Annotated in this window: 15 protein-coding genes; 10 read left to right on the forward strand and 5 right to left on the reverse strand. The window is 68.2% G+C overall.

The window, feature by feature from the left end:
- Positions 1-152: 152 nt before the first annotated feature.
- Entirely contained in the window at positions 153-587 is a 435-nt protein-coding gene (locus tag PM1_RS23355) for a hypothetical protein (protein ID WP_009618388.1), read from the reverse strand.
- Positions 588-913: 326 nt separating this feature from the next.
- Between PM1_RS23355 and argF the strand changes: the two genes are divergently transcribed.
- The gene (gene argF / locus PM1_RS23360) at positions 914-1,831 is read left to right on the forward strand and encodes an ornithine carbamoyltransferase (protein ID WP_009618386.1); all 918 of its coding nucleotides are present in this window, start codon (positions 914-916) and stop codon (positions 1,829-1,831) included.
- 126 nt (positions 1,832-1,957) lie between these two features.
- Entirely contained in the window at positions 1,958-3,031 is a 1,074-nt protein-coding gene (locus tag PM1_RS23365) for an ABC transporter ATP-binding protein (protein ID WP_009618384.1), read from the forward strand.
- A 728-nt stretch (positions 3,032-3,759) separates the two neighbouring features.
- On the opposite strand, the gene PM1_RS23370 is transcribed toward PM1_RS23365, so the two are convergent.
- A complete protein-coding gene (locus PM1_RS23370; protein ID WP_009618382.1) occupies positions 3,760-6,642 on the reverse strand; it encodes an HD domain-containing phosphohydrolase in 2,883 nt (960 codons plus the stop codon).
- On the reverse strand, positions 6,639-7,448 hold the full coding sequence (locus PM1_RS23375; RefSeq protein WP_242935537.1) for a substrate-binding periplasmic protein: 810 nt from the start codon (positions 7,446-7,448) through the stop codon (positions 6,639-6,641). Before PM1_RS23375 ends, PM1_RS23370 begins: the two co-directional genes overlap by 4 nt.
- A gap of 531 nt (positions 7,449-7,979) precedes the next feature.
- On the opposite strand from PM1_RS23375, the gene PM1_RS23380 reads away from it, so the two are divergent.
- Together PM1_RS23380 and ppnN are read left to right on the forward strand one after the other, a co-directional pair.
- Positions 7,980-8,882 carry an alpha/beta fold hydrolase gene (locus tag PM1_RS23380; protein ID WP_009618378.1) on the forward strand — a complete coding sequence of 301 codons (903 nt, stop codon included), beginning with the start codon at positions 7,980-7,982 and terminating at the stop codon, positions 8,880-8,882.
- A 229-nt stretch (positions 8,883-9,111) separates the two neighbouring features.
- Positions 9,112-10,488 carry a nucleotide 5'-monophosphate nucleosidase PpnN gene (ppnN, locus tag PM1_RS23385; RefSeq protein ID WP_009618376.1) on the forward strand — a complete coding sequence of 459 codons (1,377 nt, stop codon included), beginning with the start codon at positions 9,112-9,114 and terminating at the stop codon, positions 10,486-10,488.
- Between the two features lie 355 nt (positions 10,489-10,843).
- Here ppnN and PM1_RS23390 read toward each other — a convergent pair whose 3' ends face one another.
- The gene (locus tag PM1_RS23390) at positions 10,844-11,272 is read right to left on the reverse strand and encodes a MarR family winged helix-turn-helix transcriptional regulator (protein ID WP_009618373.1); all 429 of its coding nucleotides are present in this window, start codon (positions 11,270-11,272) and stop codon (positions 10,844-10,846) included.
- Positions 11,273-11,349: 77 nt separating this feature from the next.
- Here PM1_RS23390 and PM1_RS23395 point away from each other — a divergent pair, with 77 nt between their 5' ends.
- From PM1_RS23395 to PM1_RS23410, 4 genes are all read left to right on the forward strand, one after another.
- Positions 11,350-12,084 carry a siderophore-interacting protein gene (locus tag PM1_RS23395; protein ID WP_009618371.1) on the forward strand — a complete coding sequence of 245 codons (735 nt, stop codon included), beginning with the start codon at positions 11,350-11,352 and terminating at the stop codon, positions 12,082-12,084.
- A gap of 217 nt (positions 12,085-12,301) precedes the next feature.
- Positions 12,302-13,657, forward strand: a complete 1,356-nt coding sequence (locus PM1_RS23400; RefSeq protein WP_009618369.1) for an MFS transporter — start codon at positions 12,302-12,304, stop codon at positions 13,655-13,657.
- 21 nt (positions 13,658-13,678) lie between these two features.
- Positions 13,679-14,941, forward strand: a complete 1,263-nt coding sequence (locus PM1_RS23405) for a gallate dioxygenase (RefSeq protein WP_009618367.1) — start codon at positions 13,679-13,681, stop codon at positions 14,939-14,941.
- A gap of 89 nt (positions 14,942-15,030) precedes the next feature.
- On the forward strand, positions 15,031-16,281 hold the full coding sequence (locus PM1_RS23410; protein ID WP_009618365.1) for an OprD family porin: 1,251 nt from the start codon (positions 15,031-15,033) through the stop codon (positions 16,279-16,281).
- A 582-nt stretch (positions 16,282-16,863) separates the two neighbouring features.
- Here PM1_RS23410 and PM1_RS23415 read toward each other — a convergent pair.
- On the reverse strand, positions 16,864-18,114 hold the full coding sequence (locus PM1_RS23415; protein ID WP_009618363.1) for a LysR family transcriptional regulator: 1,251 nt from the start codon (positions 18,112-18,114) through the stop codon (positions 16,864-16,866).
- Between the two features lie 156 nt (positions 18,115-18,270).
- Between PM1_RS23415 and galB the strand changes: the two genes are divergently transcribed.
- On the forward strand, positions 18,271-19,005 hold the full coding sequence (galB, locus tag PM1_RS23420; RefSeq protein ID WP_009618360.1) for a 4-oxalmesaconate hydratase: 735 nt from the start codon (positions 18,271-18,273) through the stop codon (positions 19,003-19,005).
- Complete coding sequence (locus PM1_RS23425) at positions 19,002-19,718, forward strand: 4-carboxy-4-hydroxy-2-oxoadipate aldolase/oxaloacetate decarboxylase (protein WP_009618359.1); 717 nt, start codon at positions 19,002-19,004, stop codon at positions 19,716-19,718. Before galB ends, PM1_RS23425 begins: the two co-directional genes overlap by 4 nt.
- Position 19,719 lies beyond the last annotated feature (1 nt).

The following is a 19,719-nucleotide window of genomic DNA, read 5'->3' on the forward strand; positions in this document are numbered from 1 at the left end:
CCAGAGCGAGCACTATGGAACCGCGCCGCGGCGAACGCCACAAGCCTAAGTGCAGTGAATCGGGGGATATAGACATGAATCGGGCCGGCACGAGGCCGGCCCTCCACCAGGGGACGACGGTCGGCAGAGGGGGGATGCCGACCGTGCCGGCATCAGCGGATGCCGGCGATGTTGCCTTTGTTGCCGGTGACCTTGACGTCGACCTTCTTGAACACGAAGTAGTCCTGTACCGACACCTCGTAGCGCGGCGCGACGATCAGGTCGGCGCCGGAGCTCTTGACGGCCTTGAAGGCCGCGGCGGACTTGACGCTGGACACCGGGTCGAAGGACAGCAGCGAGCCGCCGTCGGTGCCGCCGTAGGCCACGCCGTCGGCGAACTGGTTGTCGCCGCCGAACTTGAGGAAGCCGAACAGGATGTTCACCGAGGATTGGCCGGTGATCGGCTCGCCGACGCGGACGTCGGCCTTGAGGTCGGTGCTCACCACGCCATCCATGGGCGCCGACGGCTGGTTGACGTTGTAGCTGGTGCAACCGCTGGCGGTCACGATCACCGCTGCCAGGGCGGTGCTCATCCATAGTTTCTTCATTGAAAGCTTCTCCTAATGGCTTGTGCCGCCGGACTCGGCGGCGGCGAAAAGCTATCAAGGGAGACGCGGGCATTTATGTAGTCCCGCTCGCCAGACCCAATAGGACCTTTCCGTTCGTTTGCGAAATGTTCCGAAACCCGCCGTCACCGGGCCCGGCGGGGCTCTCCGCGGCAAACTTGCGTGGATGCGTAATTTCCTTATAGGATCGCGTCTTCCCCCTAAATTTCCGCTGCATGCGGTCAGGCCGCAGGTTCAGTCCGTTTTTTCTCGAAAAGCCGGCCAGACCCTCGGTCGCAACTCTGAGAACAAGCAGTAGGTACTGAATCATGAGCGCAAGGCACTTCCTCTCGATGCTGGATTACACGACCGACGAACTCCTCGGTCTGATCCGCCGCGGCAGCGAGCTGAAGGACCTGCGCGACCGAGGCGTGCTCTACGAGCCACTGAAGAACCGCGTGCTGGGCATGATCTTCGAGAAGGCCTCGACCCGCACGCGGATCTCCTTCGAAGCCGGCATGATCCAGCTCGGCGGCCAGGCGATCTTCCTCTCCCCGCGCGACACCCAGCTGGGCCGCGGCGAACCCATCGCCGACGCGGCGAAGGTGATGTCGCGCATGGTCGACGCGGTGATGATCCGCACCTTCGCCCACAGCACCCTCACCGAGTTCGCCGCCAATTCGCGGGTGCCGGTGATCAACGGCCTGTCCGACGACCTGCACCCCTGCCAGTTGCTGGCCGACATGCAGACCTTCCACGAGCACCGCGGCAGCATCGCCGGCAAGACGGTGGCCTGGATCGGCGACGGCAACAACATGTGCAACAGCTACATCGAGGCGGCCATCCGCTTCGACTTCCAGCTGCGCGTGGCCTGCCCCGAAGGCTACGAGCCCAGCGCCGCGCTGCAGGAACTGGCCGGCGAGCGCGTGCGCGTGGTGCGCGACCCGCGCGAGGCGGTGGCCGGCGCGCACCTGGTGAGCACCGACGTCTGGGCCTCCATGGGCCAGGAAGACGAAGCCCAGGCGCGCCTGCGCACCTTCCGCCCCTACCAGGTGAGCCGCGAACTGCTCGACGGCGCCGCCGCGGACGTGCTGTTCATGCACTGCCTGCCGGCGCACCGTGGCGAGGAGATCAGCGAAGACCTGCTGGACGACCCGCGTTCGGTGGCCTGGGACCAGGCGGAGAACCGCCTGCACGCGCAGAAGGCACTGCTCGAACTGCTGGTCGAGCACGCCCACTACGCCTGACCTTCACCCAGCCGCACGGCCCCGGCCCGCCGTGCGGCACGGGGTCGCCGCGTTCGCGCCGGCGAGTAATTCTCATTCGCCACGTGTAAACTCTCTGCCTCCGCTTCTTTCTCCACGGCCCGATCCATGACCCGACCGCTGTTGCTCGAACTCAGAAACCTCTCCTGTGGCTATGGGCAGCAGCGCGTGGTGCAGGACGTCAGCCTGCACCTGAACGCCGGCGACATCGGCTGCCTGCTGGGCCCTTCCGGCTGCGGCAAGACCACCACCCTGCGCGCCATCGCCGGGTTCGAGCCGGTGCAGGCAGGCGAGATCCACCTGGCCGGCGAGACCATCTCGCGCCCCGGCTTCACCCTGGCGCCGGAGAAGCGCCGCATCGGCATGGTGTTCCAGGACTACGCGCTGTTCCCGCACCTGACGGTGGAGGACAACGTCGCCTTCGGCATCCGCAAGCACCCCGAACGCCGGCGCATCGTCACCGAGCTGCTGGAGCTGGTGAAGCTCGACAAGCTCGGCCGGCGCTACCCCCACGAGCTGTCCGGCGGCCAGCAGCAGCGCGTGGCCCTGGCCCGCGCGCTGGCCCCCGAGCCGCTGCTGCTGCTGCTCGACGAGCCCTTCTCCAACCTCGACGTGGAGCTGCGCCGCAAGCTCAGCCATGAGGTCCGCGAAATCCTCAAGGCGCGCGGCACCAGCGCCGTGCTGGTGACCCACGACCAGGAAGAGGCCTTCGCCGTCAGCGACCAGGTCGGCGTGTTCAAGCACGGTCACCTGGAGCAGTGGGACACCCCCTTCAACCTCTACCACGAGCCGCAGACGCCCTTCGTCGCCAGCTTCATCGGCCAGGGCTACTTCATCCGCGGGCAGATGCTCGACCCGGACAGCGTGCAGACCGAACTGGGCGTGCTGCGCGGCAACCGCGCCTACAGCCTGCCACAGGGCAGCGCGGTAGACGTGCTGCTGCGCCCGGACGACCTGGTCTACGCCCCGCAGGGCACCCTGAAGGCGCGCATCGTCGGCAAGTCGTTCCTCGGCGCGGCCACCCTGTACCGCCTGCAACTGGCCACTGGCACCCTGCTGGAATCGATCTTCCCCAGCCATGCCGACCACCAGCCGGGCGAGGAAGTGGGCATCGGCGTGGCCGCCGACCACCTGGTGCTGTTCCAGGCCGAGGGCAGCGTGGCGCTGGACTCGGCGCGCTGACGCCGCCCCGTTGTTCGTGCCGGTGAATCCCATCGCGGATGAGATCCGCTCCTACGCTGCCCCACCCACGCCATTTCCATGTAGGAGCGCGCCCTGCGCGCGATATCGCGGGCAGGGCCCGCTCCTACAGGTTGCGGGAAGCACAGTATTCCTCCCCCGTAGGAGCGGACCTTGTCCGCGATAGCCGGACAATCCGGCGCGATTCGCGGATGAGATCCGCTCCTACGCTGCCCTACCCACGCCATTTCCATGTAGGAGCGCGCCCTGCGCGCGAATCGCGGGCAGGGCCCGCTCCTACAGGTTGCGGGAAGCACAGTATTCCTCCCCCGTAGCGGACCTTGTCCGCGATAGCCGGACAATCCGGCGCGATTCGCGGATGAGATCCGCTCCTATGCCGCCCCACCCGCAGCGTCCCCATGTAGGAGCGCGCCCTGCGCGCGAATCGCGGGCAGGGCCCGCTCCTACAGGTTGCCGGGAAACACGGTATGCCTCCCCCGTAGGAGCGGACCTTGTCCGCGATAGCCGGACAATCCGGCGCGATTCGCGGATGAGATCCGCTCCTACGCTGCCCCACCCACGCCATTCCCATGTAGGAGCGCGCCCTGCGCGCGAATCGCGGGCAGGGCCCGCTCCTACAGGTTGCCGGGAAGCACGGTATGCCTCCCCCGTAGCGGACTCCGTCCGCGATTCGGCGGATAACGCCGTAGTGAACCGCATTGCGCCGCGGCTCAGGCCTTCTCCGCCTGCCCCGCCTCGACGATGGCCAGCACCGCCGCTTCGTCCACCACATCCATCTGCTCCGGCCGCAGGAAGCGTTCGCCGTACTCGCGGTACACGCCGCTGGCCACGAACAGCCGGAACAGCCCCGCGTCCACGTGGCGGTCGCGGGCCATGCAGGCGAGGATCTTCAGCGACTCGGACAGCGTCTTCGGCGCCTTGTAGGGGCGGTCGGCGGCGGTCAGCGCCTCGAAGATATCGGCAATGGCCATGATCCGCTCGGGAATGCTCATCGCCTCGCCCGACAGCCGCCGCGGGTAGCCGGTGCCGTCCATCTTCTCGTGGTGGTTGGCGGCGATGGTCGGCACCCGGCGCAGGTGCCGGGGCAACGGCAGCGCGCTGAGCATCATCAGCGTCTGGACGATGTGCTCGTTGATCTTGAAGCGCTCCTCGTCGGTCAGGGTGCCGCGGCGGATGCCCAGGTTGTACAGCTCGCCGTAGTGGCTGGCGAAGGCCGGCAGGCGCATGTCGAAGCCCCAGGTGTTGCGCGGGTCGTCCTTGGCCACCGGCGGCTTGCGTTCGCCCCAGGGCACCTGGTGCGCGGGCTTGTCGGCCAGCAGGCGTTCCTCCGCCGGCAGCGGCTCGACCGGCGTCGCAGCCAGGCGCTCGGCCTCGTCGTGGGAAATGCCGATGCGGTCATCGAAATGCCGCCACCAGCGGCGCTCGCCGATGCGCGCCAGGCGCTCGATGTCCTCGTCCTTCATGAACTCGCCGCCGACGTTGGCCTGGGCGACGAAAGCGAAGTCCTCGCGCAGCGCCTGCTGCTCGGCATCGCGCCGCTCGCGCAGCTGGCTTTCCTCGCCGCCCTCGGCGCGGTCGCGCCAGTAGCGGATGTCGGCGTCGCGCCAGAGCACCTCGAAGCGCATGCGGACTTCGTGCAGGCGGTTGTACAGGGTCTCCAGCTTGGTGGCCTTGTCCACCACGTACTCGGGGCTGGTGATCTTGCCGCAGTCGTGCAGCCAGGCGGCGATCTGGAATTCGTAGCGCTCGGCGTCGCTCATGGCGAAGGCCGCGTAGGGCCCATCGCGGTCGTCGATGGCTTTCTGCAGGAGCATGTCGGCCAGCTGCGGGACGCGCTCGCAGTGGCCGCCGGTGTAGGGGCTCTTGGCGTCGATGGCGTCGGCCAGCAGCTTGATGATGGCATCCAGCAGGCGCTGCTGCGCCTCGATCAGCTGGCGCGTCTCGATGGCCACGGCGGCGGCGCCGGACAGCTCCTCGACGAAGCGCTTGAACGGCCGCCGCGGCGTGCGCCGGCGCTCGCCCTCCTCCTGCAGTTGCAGCACCAGGATGCCCAGCAGTTCCTCGCTGCGGTTGCGCAGCGGCACCTCCATGTGCCGCCCGCGGCCGCTCAGGGCCTGGTCCAGCAGGCTGGCCAGCTGCGCCTCGTCGAAGCCCTCGATGAGCAGCGACTGCGGGTAGTGCTCGCCGTTCACCGCGCAGGCCTGCGCCAGGCGATTGTCCTGCTCCTGCAGCAGGTACACCGCGCCGCCCTGCACGCCGGTGGCCACCACCAGGCGCGACAGCACCTCGGCGAGCATGCTGTCCAGGCGCGTCTCGCGGCTCAGGCTGAGGGTGATGCCCTGGAAGTTGTGGATGGTCCGCGACATGCCGCCGAGCACCCGGCTCAGCTCGCGCACCTCGCGGATCTTCGAGTCGACGCCCACCGGCCGGGCGAAGTCGAAGGCCGCCAGCGCCCCCACCTGGTCGGCCAGGGCCCGCAGCGGGCGGGCGATGCGCCGGCCGATCAGCCAGCCGAGCAGCAGCAGGGCCAGCAGCAGCGCGCCGCTCCAGGCGGCCTGGCGCAGCAGCATCTGTCGCGCGCCGGCCAGCAGTTCGTCGGCCGGGATGCCGATCAGCACCCGCGCCTGGCCGCTGGCGAAACTCACCAGCGGAACCCAGATGCCGTACCAGTCCTGGCCCGCCACCTGGTAGCGCTGCGGCGTGCCGGGCGGGCCACCGAGTTCGACCAGGCGCTCCAGGGCGGGCACGCCGAGTTCGTCGAGATGGGCCAGGCGCACTTCGTCGCCCCGGTGCAGCAGCAAACGCTCCAGGTCCGGGTAGGCGATCACCGTGTTCTGCGCGCCGAGCACCGCCAGCTCGGTGTTGGCGGTCTGGCGCAGGCCGCCCATCTCGGTGGCCAGGTCGTCCACCGAGGCGTCCATGCCGATCACCGCCGCGCCGTCGACGCTGCGCAGGGCCAGGGTCAGGCCGATCTCCTGGGTGGTGAAGAACACGTAGGGCTGCGTCAGCACCGTGCCCTTGCCGGCATAGGCGTCCTTGTACCAGGGGCGCTGGCGCGGGTCGTAGCGGTAGTCGGGGCGTTCCTGGCGCTGCAGCAGTTGCAGGCGCGCGTCGTAGAAGCGCCACTCGCCGACCTGCGCGCCCTGCTCGCCGAGGGTCTGGCTCTGCACCAGGTAGAAGGTCTTGTCCGGGGCCTTGAGCGCCTGCCGCGCCTTCGTCGTGCGCAGGGCGCGGATCAGCAGGAACTCGCCGTTCGGGTAGCCGACGTAGAGCGCGCTGAGGGTGCGGTTGGCGCGCAGGTTCTCGGCCAGCATCGGCAGGCGCTCCAGGCGCGCCGGCAGGTTGTCGGTCTGCGAGATGCCGTCGTAGCTGAGCAGGCGCAGGGTGTTCTGCGCCGGGTCGAGCAGCCGGCGGATGCGCTCGTTGACCGTCACCCCCAGCTGCGCTGCGGATTCCCCCGCCGCCGTCACCAACGCCCCTTCCACGCCCCGGTAGCCCTGCACCAGCAGGGACACGGCCAGCACCAGCATGCTCAGGATGATGGCGCCGGTCACCAGGACCTGCAGGGGGATGCCGCGTTTGTCTGCCCTCATGGTGCCTCGTCCTGTCCGCCTTGCCCGTCGGGGGTCGGCCGGTAGCCGTTGTCGAGAAGCGCCGCGGCGACGTCCAGCGGCGCGTTGCGCAGGAAGATGCGGACCAGCGAGCCGTCCAGCCGCAGGTCCTCGAACAGGCGCTGCCACTGCGCGCTCTGCGCCGCATTGAAACGCCCGCGGGCCAGCACCAGGCTGCGCGGCACGCCGGGCCCGCGGGCCACGTCGATGCCGCGGAAGCGGTGGCGCAGCGCCGGCTCGTGGAGCAGCCCGGCCAGGCTCAGTTCGTGGCCGATCAGCCCGTCCACCTCGCCGCCCAGCAGGGCGTTGAAGCAGGCCGTCTCGTCGACGTATTCGCGCACCCGCCCCTCGCTGCGCAGGATGCGCAGCATGGCGTCCAGGTAGGGGCCGTGGTTGTAGCCGGCGACCGCGCCCAGGCGCACGCCCGGCAGCGCATGGAAGTCGTCCAGGCTGTGCAGGTCGGCGGACAGGTCCAGCGGCACGATCAGCCGTTCGCGCAGGCGCAGGTAGGGCACGAAGTAGGCGTAGCGGCGCTGCTCGACGGTGGCCACGGCGCTGGTGGCCATGTCCAGTTCGCCGCGCTGCAGGGCCGTCCAGATCTGCGCCCGCGGCCGCACCGAGACCTCGAAGGCGCAGCCGGTGCGACGCGCCAACTCCGCCACCAGGTCGGCGTCCAGGCCCTTGCCGTCGTGGTAGAACACCTGGTTGCGGTAGAACGCCAGGCGCACCGGTTGCGCGCAGCCGTAGAGGTCATCCGCGGCCGCGGGCGGACCCGCGCAGGCCAGCACGGCGAAAACCAGCCCGGTTCGCAAAACAGGGTGCACGACCATGAATCCGACCCATCCGTTGTGTCGGCCAGGGAGGAGCGCAACGACCTCTTCCGCGGCAGGAGAATTAGTAAGAAAGAGCTGTAGGAAAGTGTAATAGGAGGCTGGCCTTTTGCCGGAAAAACGCAGTTCGTCGGATTCCACCCCGGCGGCGGCGGGAAAACGCCCGCCACAGGCTTGCGGCGGGCGAACCGTCCTGCTTAACTCTGGCCCATGCGTGACTCATCGGTCACGCATCACGTCCAAGAAGATTTTTTCCGCTCGGCACTTCTCGCCCAGCCTTTCCTACCTGCCTCGAAAGCCCTGCGCACGGCCCTCCCGAAGAGGTTCGGCGCTTCGCTTTTGCACTTATAAGTTTTTGAAAATAAAAGAAATATGAACTTTCGCCAGGTGACATGAAGCTGTCACCTCAAGGCGCTTTCCTTCTGCCTGGTAGTTCTCTCGTACCCAATCGTGGGTGCATCCATTCGAGCTGCGTATGGAGGAAGCGACATGAGGCCGGAAACCGCCGTCGTCGAAATTCTGCAACACCGGGTCTACACGGAGTTCCACGCCAACAGGGAAGCACGCCAGACCATCATCCTGGTCAACGGCTCGCTGGCTACTACCGCCTCCTTTGCGCAAACGGTGAAATACCTGCAACCGCACTTCAACGTGGTCTGCTACGACCAGCCCTATGCCGGCCGGTCCAGGGCGCACAACGACTGCCGCGAATTCATCAGCAAGGAGTACGAGGCGCAGTTGCTGCTCGGGCTGATCGAGCACTACCGCGCCGACGTGGTGATGTCCTTCTCCTGGGGCGGGGTGGCCACCCTGCTGGCCCTGGCGCAGCGCCCGAGCCGCATCCGCAAGGCGGTGATCAGTTCCTTCTCGCCGCTGCTCAACGCCGCGATGCTCGACTACCTGCACCGCGGCCTGGACTACCTGGGCGCCTGCGACCGGCCGAACATCGCCAACCTGGTCAACGACACCATCGGCCGCTATCTGCCGCAGCTGTTCAAGCGCTACAACTTCCGCCACGTCGCCGGCCTGGACGAGCACGAGTACCGGCAGATGCACTTCCACGTCTGCCAGGTGCTCAAGCTCAGCGCCGAGAGCTACATGGAGAAGTTCGCGGCCATCGACATCCCGCTGCTGTTCCTCAACGGCGAGCTGGACCTCTACACCACGCCGGCCGAGGCCAAGCTGTTCCAGCAGCTGATCCGCGATTGCGAGTTCCGCACCATCCGCAATGCCGGGCACTTCATCGATGTCGAGCACAAGCAGGGCTGGCAGGACACCCGCGATGCCCTGCTCGGCTTCCTCAAGCCGCAGCGCCAGCCGGTCAGCCTGTCCCTGGGCAACGGCTACCTGCCCAACCACGAAGGCATTCCGCTGGCCGCCCTGGCCGGCTGAACGCCCCATCCCGTCGTCCGGCTCCCGCCTTCCCGGCGGGTGGCCGAGGCCTTCCCGCAGCCGTGATGGCAATCCGCAGGGCTCGCGGCCTCGCTCCCCACGCACTACTATCCGCTTAAGCCCCACCCTCACCGGGCCGCCCTTGCGGCCATATCGGGGCAGGACACCGCCACCCGCGCGGTCGAGTACCCAGGTGCCCTCCCGGGCATCCGCACCAATGGAAGCTGTAATGTCCCCCAGACCCACCATCAATGCCTCGGTCAGCCCCAAGGGCACCCTCGAAACCCTGTCCCAGCGCGAAGTCCAGCAACTCAGCGAAGCCGGCTCGGGCAGCGTCTACCAACTGTTCCGCCAGTGCGCCCTGGCCATCCTCAACACCGGCGCGCGGATCGACAACGCCAAGACCATCCTCGACGCCTACCGCGACTTCGAGGTGCGCATCCACCAGCAGGACCGCGGCGTGCGCCTGGAACTGGTCAACGCGCCGGCCGACGCCTTCGTCGACGGCGAGATGATCGCCGGCACCCGCGAGATGCTCTTCAGCGCCCTGCGCGACATCGTCTACACCGCCAACGAGCTGGACAACCAGCGCGTCGACCTGCACACCTCGCAGGGCATCACCGACTACGTCTTCCACCTGCTGCGCAACGCGCGCACCCTGCGCCCGGGCGTGGAGCCGAAGATAGTCGTGTGCTGGGGCGGCCACTCCATCAGCACCGAGGAGTACAAGTACACCAAGAAGGTCGGCCACGAGCTGGGCCTGCGCAACCTGGACGTCTGCACCGGCTGCGGCCCGGGCGTGATGAAGGGGCCGATGAAGGGCGCCACCATCGGCCATGCCAAGCAGCGCCACCACGGCGGCCGCTACCTGGGCCTGACCGAGCCGGGGATCATCGCCGCCGAGGCGCCCAACCCGATCGTCAACGAACTGGTGATCCTGCCGGACATCGAGAAGCGCCTGGAGGCCTTCGTCCGCGTCGGCCACGGCATCATCATCTTCCCCGGCGGCGTCGGCACGGCGGAGGAATTCCTCTACCTGCTGGGCATCCTCATGCACCCGGACAACCAGGACCTGCCCTTCCCCCTGGTGCTCACCGGCCCGCGCAGCGCCTCGGCCTACTTCGAGCAGCTGCACGCCTTCGTCGGCGCCACCCTGGGCGAGGCGGCGCAGCGGCGCTACCAGATCATCGTCGACAACCCGGCCGAAGTGGCGCGGCACATGGCCCAGGGCCTGAAGGAGGTCAAGCAGTTCCGCCGCGAGCGCAACGACGCCTTCCACTTCAACTGGCTGCTGAAGATCGACGTCGGCTTCCAGCGCCCCTTCGACCCCACCCACGAACACATGGCCGCCCTGCAGCTGAGCACCGACCTGCCGGCCCACGAACTGGCCGCCAACCTGCGCCGGGCGTTCTCCGGGATAGTCGCGGGCAACGTCAAGGAAAAGGGCGTGCGCGCCATCGAGGAATTCGGCCCCTACGAAATCCACGGCGAACCCGCGCTGATGCGACGCCTGGACGAACTGCTGCATGCGTTCGTCAAGCAGCACCGGATGAAGCTGCCGGGTGGGGCGGCGTATGAGCCGTGCTATCGGGTGGTGGAGGGCTGACCTGCTCCTACGGGGGCGCCGCCATTGCCCTTGGGCATCGGCATTCCGGACTGCACGGCTTTTCGTAGGAGCGAGCTTGCTCGCGAACGAGGTAACCGGCGGCTCCGCTGCCATGCCAACCTCCGCGCCCTCTCCCTAACCCTCTCCCTGAAGGGAGAGGGGACCGTTGGGCAGGGTTTGATGTTATGGCGTTAGCCGGCCACATCAATGGTTCCCGGCTGAAACCTGGCCTTCTCTCGGCACGGACTAGCCCCCTCTCCCTTCAGGGCGGGGCGCGCAGCCGAGGGCTGGGGAGAGGGAACGGCCCCCACCCACCCCACCGAAACCACCGGCGAGCCCCCACAAAAAACACCCCTCACTCCCCCTGCAAGTTCGCCTCCACCCGCGCCAACAACCCCTGCAACTGCTCCCGCTCCTGCGCGCTGAACCCCCGCACCGCCACCTCCGACAAATGCCGGCCCTGCCCTTCCACCTCGGCGTAAACCGCCTGGCCAGCGGCGCTCAGGCTCAGGCACACGCTGCGCTTGTCCAATGCATCGGCGCTGCCCTCCAGCAAACCACGGTTGCGCAGGCCCTGGATCAGCCGGGCGATCTGCGCCTTGTCGCGGCCGCTGTGTTCCACCAGTTGACGCTGGGTGGCGCCCGGGCGGCGGGCGAAGAAGGCCAGCACCTTGAATTCCATGTGCGTCAGGTCATGGGGGCCGTCGCGCAGTTCGCGGTATTGCCGCGAACGGTACAGGTGCATGACGGAGTGGATGGTTTCGAGAACGTCGTCGGCTTTCATGGCTATACGGTTGACTTTATCAACTAATGATTCTTATGATCGTTGATATTATCAACCATAGCCCAAGAGGGCCACCCATGACTCAAGCCACCCAACAACGCCGCGTGCAACGCGTCCGCCACGAACTGCGCATGCGCGAAGTACAGGTCGCCCGCCGCGAACAGCTCAGCCCGCACTTCGTCAGCCTCACCTTCGCCGGCGAGGCCCTGGCCGATTTCGTTTCCGCCGGCTTCGACGACCACGTCAAGTTCATGTTCGAGGACGACGACGGCAGCATCGTCCGCCGCGACTACACCCCGCGCCGCTTCGACGCCGCTGCCCGCGAGCTGACCGTCGAGTTCGCCCTGCACGGCCACGGCAAGGCCTGCCAGTGGGCCGAGCACGCCCAGGTCGGCGACAACGCGGTGATCGGCGGCCCGCGCGGTTCGATGATCGTCCCGCTGGACTTCGCCTGGCACCTGTTCGTCGCCGACGCCACCGGCCTGCCCGCCGTGCACCGGCGCCTGGAGGAAATGCCGGCCGGCACCCGCGCCATCGTCCTGCTGCAGGTGGAGGCGGCCGACCGTCGCCAGTTCACCACTGCCGCCGACCTCGAACTGCGCTGGTTCGATGACGGCGAAACCCTGCTGGCCGCCGTCGAGGCCCTGCACCTGCCCGCCGGCGAAGGCTTCGCCTGGGGCGCTGGCGAGGCCGCGGCCATGGTCCGCGTGCGCAACCTGCTGCTGGAGAAGGGCCAGGCGAAGGAAGCCATGCGCGTCGCCGCCTACTGGCGCCAGGGCCAGGCCGACTACCACGAGGAACTCAGCCAGTGAAACCCGCCCGCCAGGCGTCGCCGCCCCCGGCAACGCCTGCGCAAGCGCCCCATAAACAAAACCGATACCCGCTTAAGGATTTCCCAGAGGCAGGCCCCGCCCCTTGAGCCTTACAGTCGCCCCACGCCGAAAAACGGCGAGGTGATTCCTGCCGGTCATCATCGTTTTCGAAGCCTGTTGGAATTTTCACCACTACAAGAACAAAAGGTGAACGCGAATGCTCAAGCAAAACCCCGGTGGCATGGAGACCGTCGATGTCAAAGACTGGATCGACAGCCGCCCGATCTCGGCCTACCAGTGGCTCATCCTCTCGCTGTGCTTCCTCATCGTCCTGTTCGACGGTTTCGACGTCGCCGTGATGGGCTTCATCGCCCCGTCGCTGATGCAGGAGTGGGGCCTGTCCCGCGCCGCCTTCGGCCCGGTGATGAGCGCCGGGATGATCGGCCTGGCCATAGGCGCGCTGACCGCCGGCCCCTACGCCGACCGCCTCGGCCGCAAGAAGGTGCTGCTGATCGCGGTGACCGGTTTCAGCCTGCTCAGCCTGGCCTGCGCCTTCGCCCGCAGCCCCTACGAACTGGCCTTCCTGCGCCTGCTCACCGGCGTCGCACTGGGCGCGGCCATGCCCAACAGCACCACGCTGCTGGCCGAATACCTGCCCGAGCGCAGCCGCTCGCTGCTGATCACCATCATGTTCACCGGCTTCAACATGGGCTCGGGCCTGGGCGGCTTCCTCGCCGCCTGGCTGATCCCGCACCACGGCTGGCAGGCGGTGCTGCTCGCCGGCGGCCTGCTGCCGCTGGCCCTGCTGCCCTTGCTGCTGTGGCTGCTGCCCGAGTCCGCGCGCTTCATGGCCGCGCGCAAGGCCCCGGCCGAGCAGATCGCCGCGGCCCTGGCCAAGCTCGGCGGGCACTTCGCCGAAGGCACCCGCTTCAGCGTCAGCGAACCGCCGGTGCAGCACAAGGCGCCGGTGCGCCAGCTGTTCGACGGGCGCTTCCGCCTGGGCACCCTGGCGCTGTGGGCCACCTACTTCATGGGCCTGCTGGTGATCTACCTGACCATGGGCTGGCTGCCCACCCTGCTGCGCGACGGCGGCCTGTCCATCGAACGCGCCGCCACCATCACTGGGCTGTTCCAGATCGGCGGCACCGTCGGCGCCATCGTGGTCGGCTGGATCATGGACCGGCGCAACCCCAACCGCGTCATCGCCATCGCCTACGCCCTGGGCGGGCTGTGCATCGTCAGCCTCGGCGCGCTGAGCCTGGAATCCAGCCTGCTGGTGGTCGGCGTGACCGCCGCCGGCTTCTGCATGAGCGGCGCGCAGACCGGCCTCAACGCCTTCGCCCCGGGCTACTACCCCACCGAGTTCCGCGCCACCGGGGTAAGCTGGATGCTCGGTATCGGCCGCTTCGGCGCCATCTTCGGCTCGCTCATCGGCGGCGCGGTGCTCAGCCTCGGCCTGGGCCTGCCGCTGCTGTTCACCTTCCTAGGCCTGCCGGCGTTCGTCGCGGCCCTGGCGATCCTGGCCAACGGCCACGCCCGGCGCCGCGCGAGCCAGGTACTGGCCACGCAGTAACCTGAACCAGAGGACCCCGTCATGGCACGCATCATTGGTGGCCTAGCCGTCTCCCACACCCCGACCATCGGCTTCGCCGTCGACCACGACAAGCAGGAAGAGGCGGCCTGGGCGCCGATCTTCAAGAGCTTCGAACCGATCCGCGCCTGGCTCCAGGAACAGCGCCCGGACGTGCTCTTCTACATCTTCAACGACCACGTCACCTCGTTCTTCTTCGACCACTACAGCGCCTTCACCCTTGGCGTCGACGACCGCTACGGCGTCGCCGACGAGGGCGGCAACCCGCGCGAGCTGCCGCCGGTGGGTGGCCACGCGGCGCTGTCGCGGCACATCGGACAGAGCCTGATGGCCGACGAGTTCGACATGAGCTTCTTCCGCGACAGGCCGCTGGACCACGGCTTCTTCTCGCCGATGTCGGCGCTGCTGCCCTGCGCCGACGGCTGGCCGCTGCAGATAGTGCCGCTGCAGGTCGGCGTGCTGCAGCTGCCGATCCCCAGCGCGCGGCGCTGCTACAAGCTCGGCCAGGCCCTGCGCCGCGCCATCGAGAGCTACCCGGAAGACCTCAAGGTCGCCATCGTCGCCACCGGCGGCGTGTCGCACCAGGTCCACGGCGAGCGCTGCGGCTTCAACAACCCTGAGTGGGACGCGCAGTTCATCGAGCTGCTGGTCAACGACCCCGAGCGCCTGACCGAGATGACCGTCGCCGAATACGCCACCCTCGGCGGCATGGAAGGCGCCGAGGTGATCACCTGGCTGATCATGCGCGGCGCGCTGTCCGCCAGCGTCGACAAGCTGCACCAGGACTACTACCTGCCGTCCATGACCGGCATCGCCACCCTGCTGCTGCAGAACCGCGACCAGCGCCTGCCGGCCCCGGCCATCGAGCGCCATCGCCAGCACATGCAGCACCAGTTGGCCGGTGCCGAGAAGCTGGAAGGCACCTACCCCTACACCCTGGAGCGCAGCGCCAAGGGTTACCGGCTGAACAAGTTCCTGCACCGCATGATCGAGCCGCAGTGGCGCCAGCGCTTCCTCGCCGAGCCCGAGGCGCTGTACGAAGAAGCGGGCCTCAGCGAGGAAGAGCGCGACCTGCTGCGCCGCCGCGACTGGCGCGGGCTGATCCACTACGGGGTGATCTTCTTCGTGCTGGAGAAACTCGGCGCCGTGCTGGGCGTCTCCAACCTGGACATCTACGCCGCCATGCGCGGCCAGAGCCTGGAAGACTTCATGAAGACGCGCAACCAGCAGGTGCGCTACTCGGTGGCCGGCAAGGCCCCGCGCTAACCCCGCTCCCCCCAGCTTCACCGCCCACCAGCGACGCCACCGCGCCGCTGGCCGGCGACGCTTTGCCCAAGAAACGGAGAACAACAACAATGATCCGCCCGTCCCATAAGCACCGTCTCGTCTGCACCCTGGCCCTGGCCTCGGCCCTGCCGCTGGAGGCCCTGGCCGAAGGCTTCCTCGACGACGCCAAGTCCAGCCTGACCCTGCGCAACTTCTACATGAACCGTGACTACACCGGCGACGCCGCCCAGGGCAAGGCCGAGGAATGGACGCAGAGCTTCATCCTCGACTTCAAGTCCGGCTTCACCCAGGGCACCGTCGGCCTGGGCCTGGACGTGCTCGGCCTGTACAGCATCAAGCTCGATGGCGGCAAAGGCACCGCCGGCACCCAGCTGCTGCCGGTGCACGACGATGGCCGCCCGGCCGATGATTTCGGCCGCCTGGCGGTGGCCGGCAAGGCGCGGGTATCGAAGACCGAACTGAAAGTCGGCGAATGGGCCCCGGCGCTGCCGATCCTGCGTTCCGACGACGGCCGCTCGCTGACGCAGACCTTCCAGGGCGCGCAGCTCACCTCGAAGGAACTCGCCGGGCTGACCCTCTACGGCGGCGAATTCCGCCAGAACAGCCCGCGCAACGACGCCAGCATGGAGGACATGAGCCTGTTCAACCGCACGGCCTACACCTCCGACCGCTTCGACTTCGTCGGCGGCGAATACCGCTTCAACCACGAGCGCACCCTGGTCGGCCTGTGGAACGCCGAGCTGAAGGACATCTACCAGCAGCAGTACCTGCAGGTGCAGCACTTCCAGCCGCTGGGCGACTGGGTGCTGGGCGCCAACCTGGGCTACTTCTGGGGCCGGGAAGACGGCAGCGCCAAGGCCGGCGACCTGGACAACCGCACCGCTTCGGGGATGTTCTCGGCGAAGGTCGGCGGCAACACCTTCTACGTCGGCCTGCAGAAGGTCATGGGCGACGACGAGTGGTTCCGCGTCAACGGCGCCAGCGGCGGCACCCTGGCCAACGACGCCTTCGGCTCCAGCTTCGAAAGCGCGAAAGAGCATTCCTGGCAGTTGCGCCATGACTTCGATTTCGCGGCCCTGGGCGTGCCCGGCCTGACCCTGATGAACCGCTACATCCACGGCGACAACGTGCACAACGCCAGCACCGACGACGGCACCGAATGGGCCCGCGAGAGCGAGCTGGCCTACACCGTGCAGTCCGGACCGCTGAAGACGCTGAACGTCAAATGGCGCAATTCCAACATGCGCCGCGACTGGGGGCGGACCAACAGCTTCGACGAGAACCGGTTGATCGTCAGCTATCCGCTGAGCCTGCTGTAGGCCCCACGCCGAGGCGCCTTCGTAGGATGGGTTGAGCTTGCGAAACCCATGCGGCCATGGCGATGGGTATCGCTTCGCTCAACCCATCCTACGACTGCCCCACCCGCACCATTCCCCTGTAGGAGCGCGCCCTGCGCGCGAATCGCGGGCAGGGCCCGCTACAGGTTTCCGTGAGGCATGGCATTCTCCCCCGTAGGAGCGGACCTTGTCCGCGATAGCCGGGCGTTCCGGCGCGATTCGCGGACAAGATCCGCTCCTACGCCGCCCCACCCACACCATTCCAATGTAGGAGCGCGCCCTGCGCGCGAAATCGCGGGCAGGGCCCGCTCCTACAGGTTTCCGCGAGGCATGGCATTCTCCCCCGTAGGAGCGGACCTTGTCCGCGATAGCCGGAACCTCCGGCGCGATTCGCGGATGAGATCCGCTCCTACGCTGCCCCACCCGCGCCACTCCCCTGTAGGAGCGCGCCCTGCGTGCGAAATCGCGGGCAGGGCCCGCTACGGTTCCAGGAAGCACGGCTTTTCGTAGGATGGCGTTGAGCGAAGCGATACCCATCAGCGCAACCGCATGGGTTTCGCAAGCTCAACCCATCCTACGAAGAGCACCTCGGCGCAAGACAGTTGCTCCTACAGGGTGTGGGGCCCCTGTCCCCTGGACCACCTCGCGGATGCTCTGCATCAACGCCGCCGACACCGGCGAATGCAGGCAGCCGCTGCGGCAGGTCAGGCCGATGGCGCGGGTGGTCTGTTGCAGCTGCACCGGCAGGCGGCACAGCTCGCCGGAGGCTATCTCGTGTTCCAGTTGGTGCGCCGACACCGCCGCGAGCATGTCCGAGCGCAGCAGCAGGCCGCGGATGGTCGCCAGATCGCCGCTCTCCACCACCGGCCAGGGCGCGGCCATGCCCGAGGCGGCGAAGCAGGCGTCGAGCAGGCCCCGGGCCGGGGAGCCCGCGCGCGGCAGCACCCAGCGCGCCCGCTGCAGTTCCGCCAGCTCGCGGGTGCCTTCCAGCAGCGGGTGGCCGCGGCGCGCCAGCAGCACCATTTCCTCGGTGAGCAACGCCTCGCCGGCCAGGTCGCTGGCGTAGTCCGCCGAGCGCAGGGCGCCGAAGACGAAGTCCAGGTCGCCGGCGCGCAACTCGGTGGCCAGCAGGTCGAACGGGCTTTCGTTGGTGATCACCCGCACCCCGGGATGCTCGGCGGTGAGGCGGACGATGGCCTCGGGCAGGATGCGCGTGCGCCCCAGCGGCAGCGCGCCGACGTGCACCACACCCTGCAGGCTGCCGCGCATGGCGCTGAGGTCGGTCTCGATGTGGCGCAGCTCGTTGAGCGCGCGGCGGATCGGAAAGAGGATCTCGTGGCTCGCCCGCGTCGGCTGCAGGCCGCGCGGGGTGCGCTCGAACAGCGGCCGGCCGCAGCCGCCCTCCAGCACCTTGAGCGCCGAGCTGACCGCCGGCTGGCTGAGGCCGAAGTGGCTGGCCACGGTCTGCATGTGGCGCGTCTCGCAGAGCTTGACGAAGACCTCCAGGCGCCGCCCCTGGAACAGGTACAGCGGCTCCACCGGCGCCGCGCCCAGCACCCTGGGCACGCTCTCCAGCTCGGCCAGCACGCGGCGCGCGCGGGGCAGCACGCAGTCGCCGTAGTCGGTCAGGCGCATGCCGTTGGCGTGGCGCTCGAACAGCGGCGCGTCGAGCCGCGCCTCCAGCTCGGAGATGGCGCGGGTGACCACCGACTGCGCGCGGAACAGCGCCTCCGAAGCCCGCGACACGCTGCCCAGGTCCGCCACGCGGACGAAGGCGCGGACCTGCATCAGGTTCGGCAGCTCGAAGTCGCTCATATCCCCTCCCGGCGCGCAGCCCTACTCCGACGGGACTATGCCCAGCCCTCCCGACAAGCGCAATAAGCAGAACGCATACCTCCAACAACTGAACGCATTAGTCCGCCGCGGCCCTCGGTGACATCCTCGACACATTCCCAACCGGAGCCCACCCACATGAACGCAGCACAAAAATCCGCCCTGGTGGTCAGCGCCCATTCCGCCGATTTCGTCTGGCGCGCCGGTGGCGCCATCGCCCTGCACGCCGAGCAGGGCTACGCCGTGCACATCGTCTGCCTGTCCTTCGGCGAGCGCGGCGAATCCGCCAAGCTGTGGCGCAAGGGCGAGATGAGCGAAGCGAAGGTCAAGGCCGCGCGCCGCGAAGAGGCGCTGGCCGCCGCCGAAATCCTCGGCGCCAGCGTCGAGTTCTTCGACATCGGCGACTACCCGATGCGCGCCGACAAGGACACCCTGTTCCGCCTGGCCGACGTGTTCCGCCGCGTGCAGCCGGAATTCGTCCTCAGCCACTCGCTGAAGGACCCGTACAACTACGACCACCCGCTGGCCATGAACCTCGCCCAGGAGGCGCGCATCATCGCCCAGGCCGAGGGCTACAAGCCGGGCGAGAAGATCGTCGGCGCGCCGCCGGTGTACGCCTTCGAGCCGCACCAGCCGGAGCAGTGCGAATGGCGCCCGGACACCTTCCTCGACATCACCGGCGTGTGGGACAAAAAGTACGCCGCCATCCAGTGCATGGCCGGCCAGGAACACCTGTGGGAGTACTACACCCGCGTCGCCCTGCAGCGCGGTGTGCAGGCCAAGCGCAACGTCGGCATCACCAGCGCGCGCAACATCGTCTACGCCGAAGGCTTCCAGAGCGTATTCCCGCGCGTGACGGAGAACCTGGCATGAGCGCGCTGATCGGCAAGACCGGCATCGTGGTGCGCAACATCCCGCGTGTCGCGCAGGAAACCATCGACGAACTCGGCCGCCTGGGCGTGGCCACCGTGCACGAGGCCCAGGGCCGCAAGGGCCTGCTGAACACCGGCATCCGCCCGATCCAGCAGGGCGTGGCGGTGGCCGGTAGCGCGGTGACCGTGCTGGTGGCGCCGGGCGACAACTGGATGTTCCACGTCGCCGTCGAGCAGTGCCGCCCCGGCGACCTGCTGGTGGTGGCGCCCAGCTCGCCGTGCAGCGACGGCTACTTCGGCGACCTGCTGGCCACCTCGCTCAAGGCCCGCGGCGTGCGCGGCCTGGTCATAGACGCCGGCATCCGCGACAGCCACACCCTGCGCGAGATGGGCTTTGCAGTCTGGTCGAAGGCCATCAACGCCCAGGGCACGGTGAAGGAAGTGCTCGGCTCGGTGAACCTGCCGCTGCTGTGCGCCGGGCAACTGGTGAACGCCGGCGACATCGTCGTCGCCGACGACGACGGCGTGGTCGTGGTGCGCCACGGTGAAGCGGCCCAGGTGCTGGAAGCCGCACGCAAGCGCGCCGATTTGGAAGAACAGAAGCGCCTGCGCCTGGCCGCCGGCGAACTCGGCCTGGACATCTACGAAATGCGCCCGCGCCTGGCCGCCAAGGGCCTGCGCTACGTGGACAGCCTCGACGAACTGGGAGGCTGAA

This window comes from Pseudomonas sp. M1, assembly GCF_022760135.1.
Taxonomy (GTDB): Bacteria; Pseudomonadota; Gammaproteobacteria; order Pseudomonadales; family Pseudomonadaceae; genus Pseudomonas; species Pseudomonas citronellolis.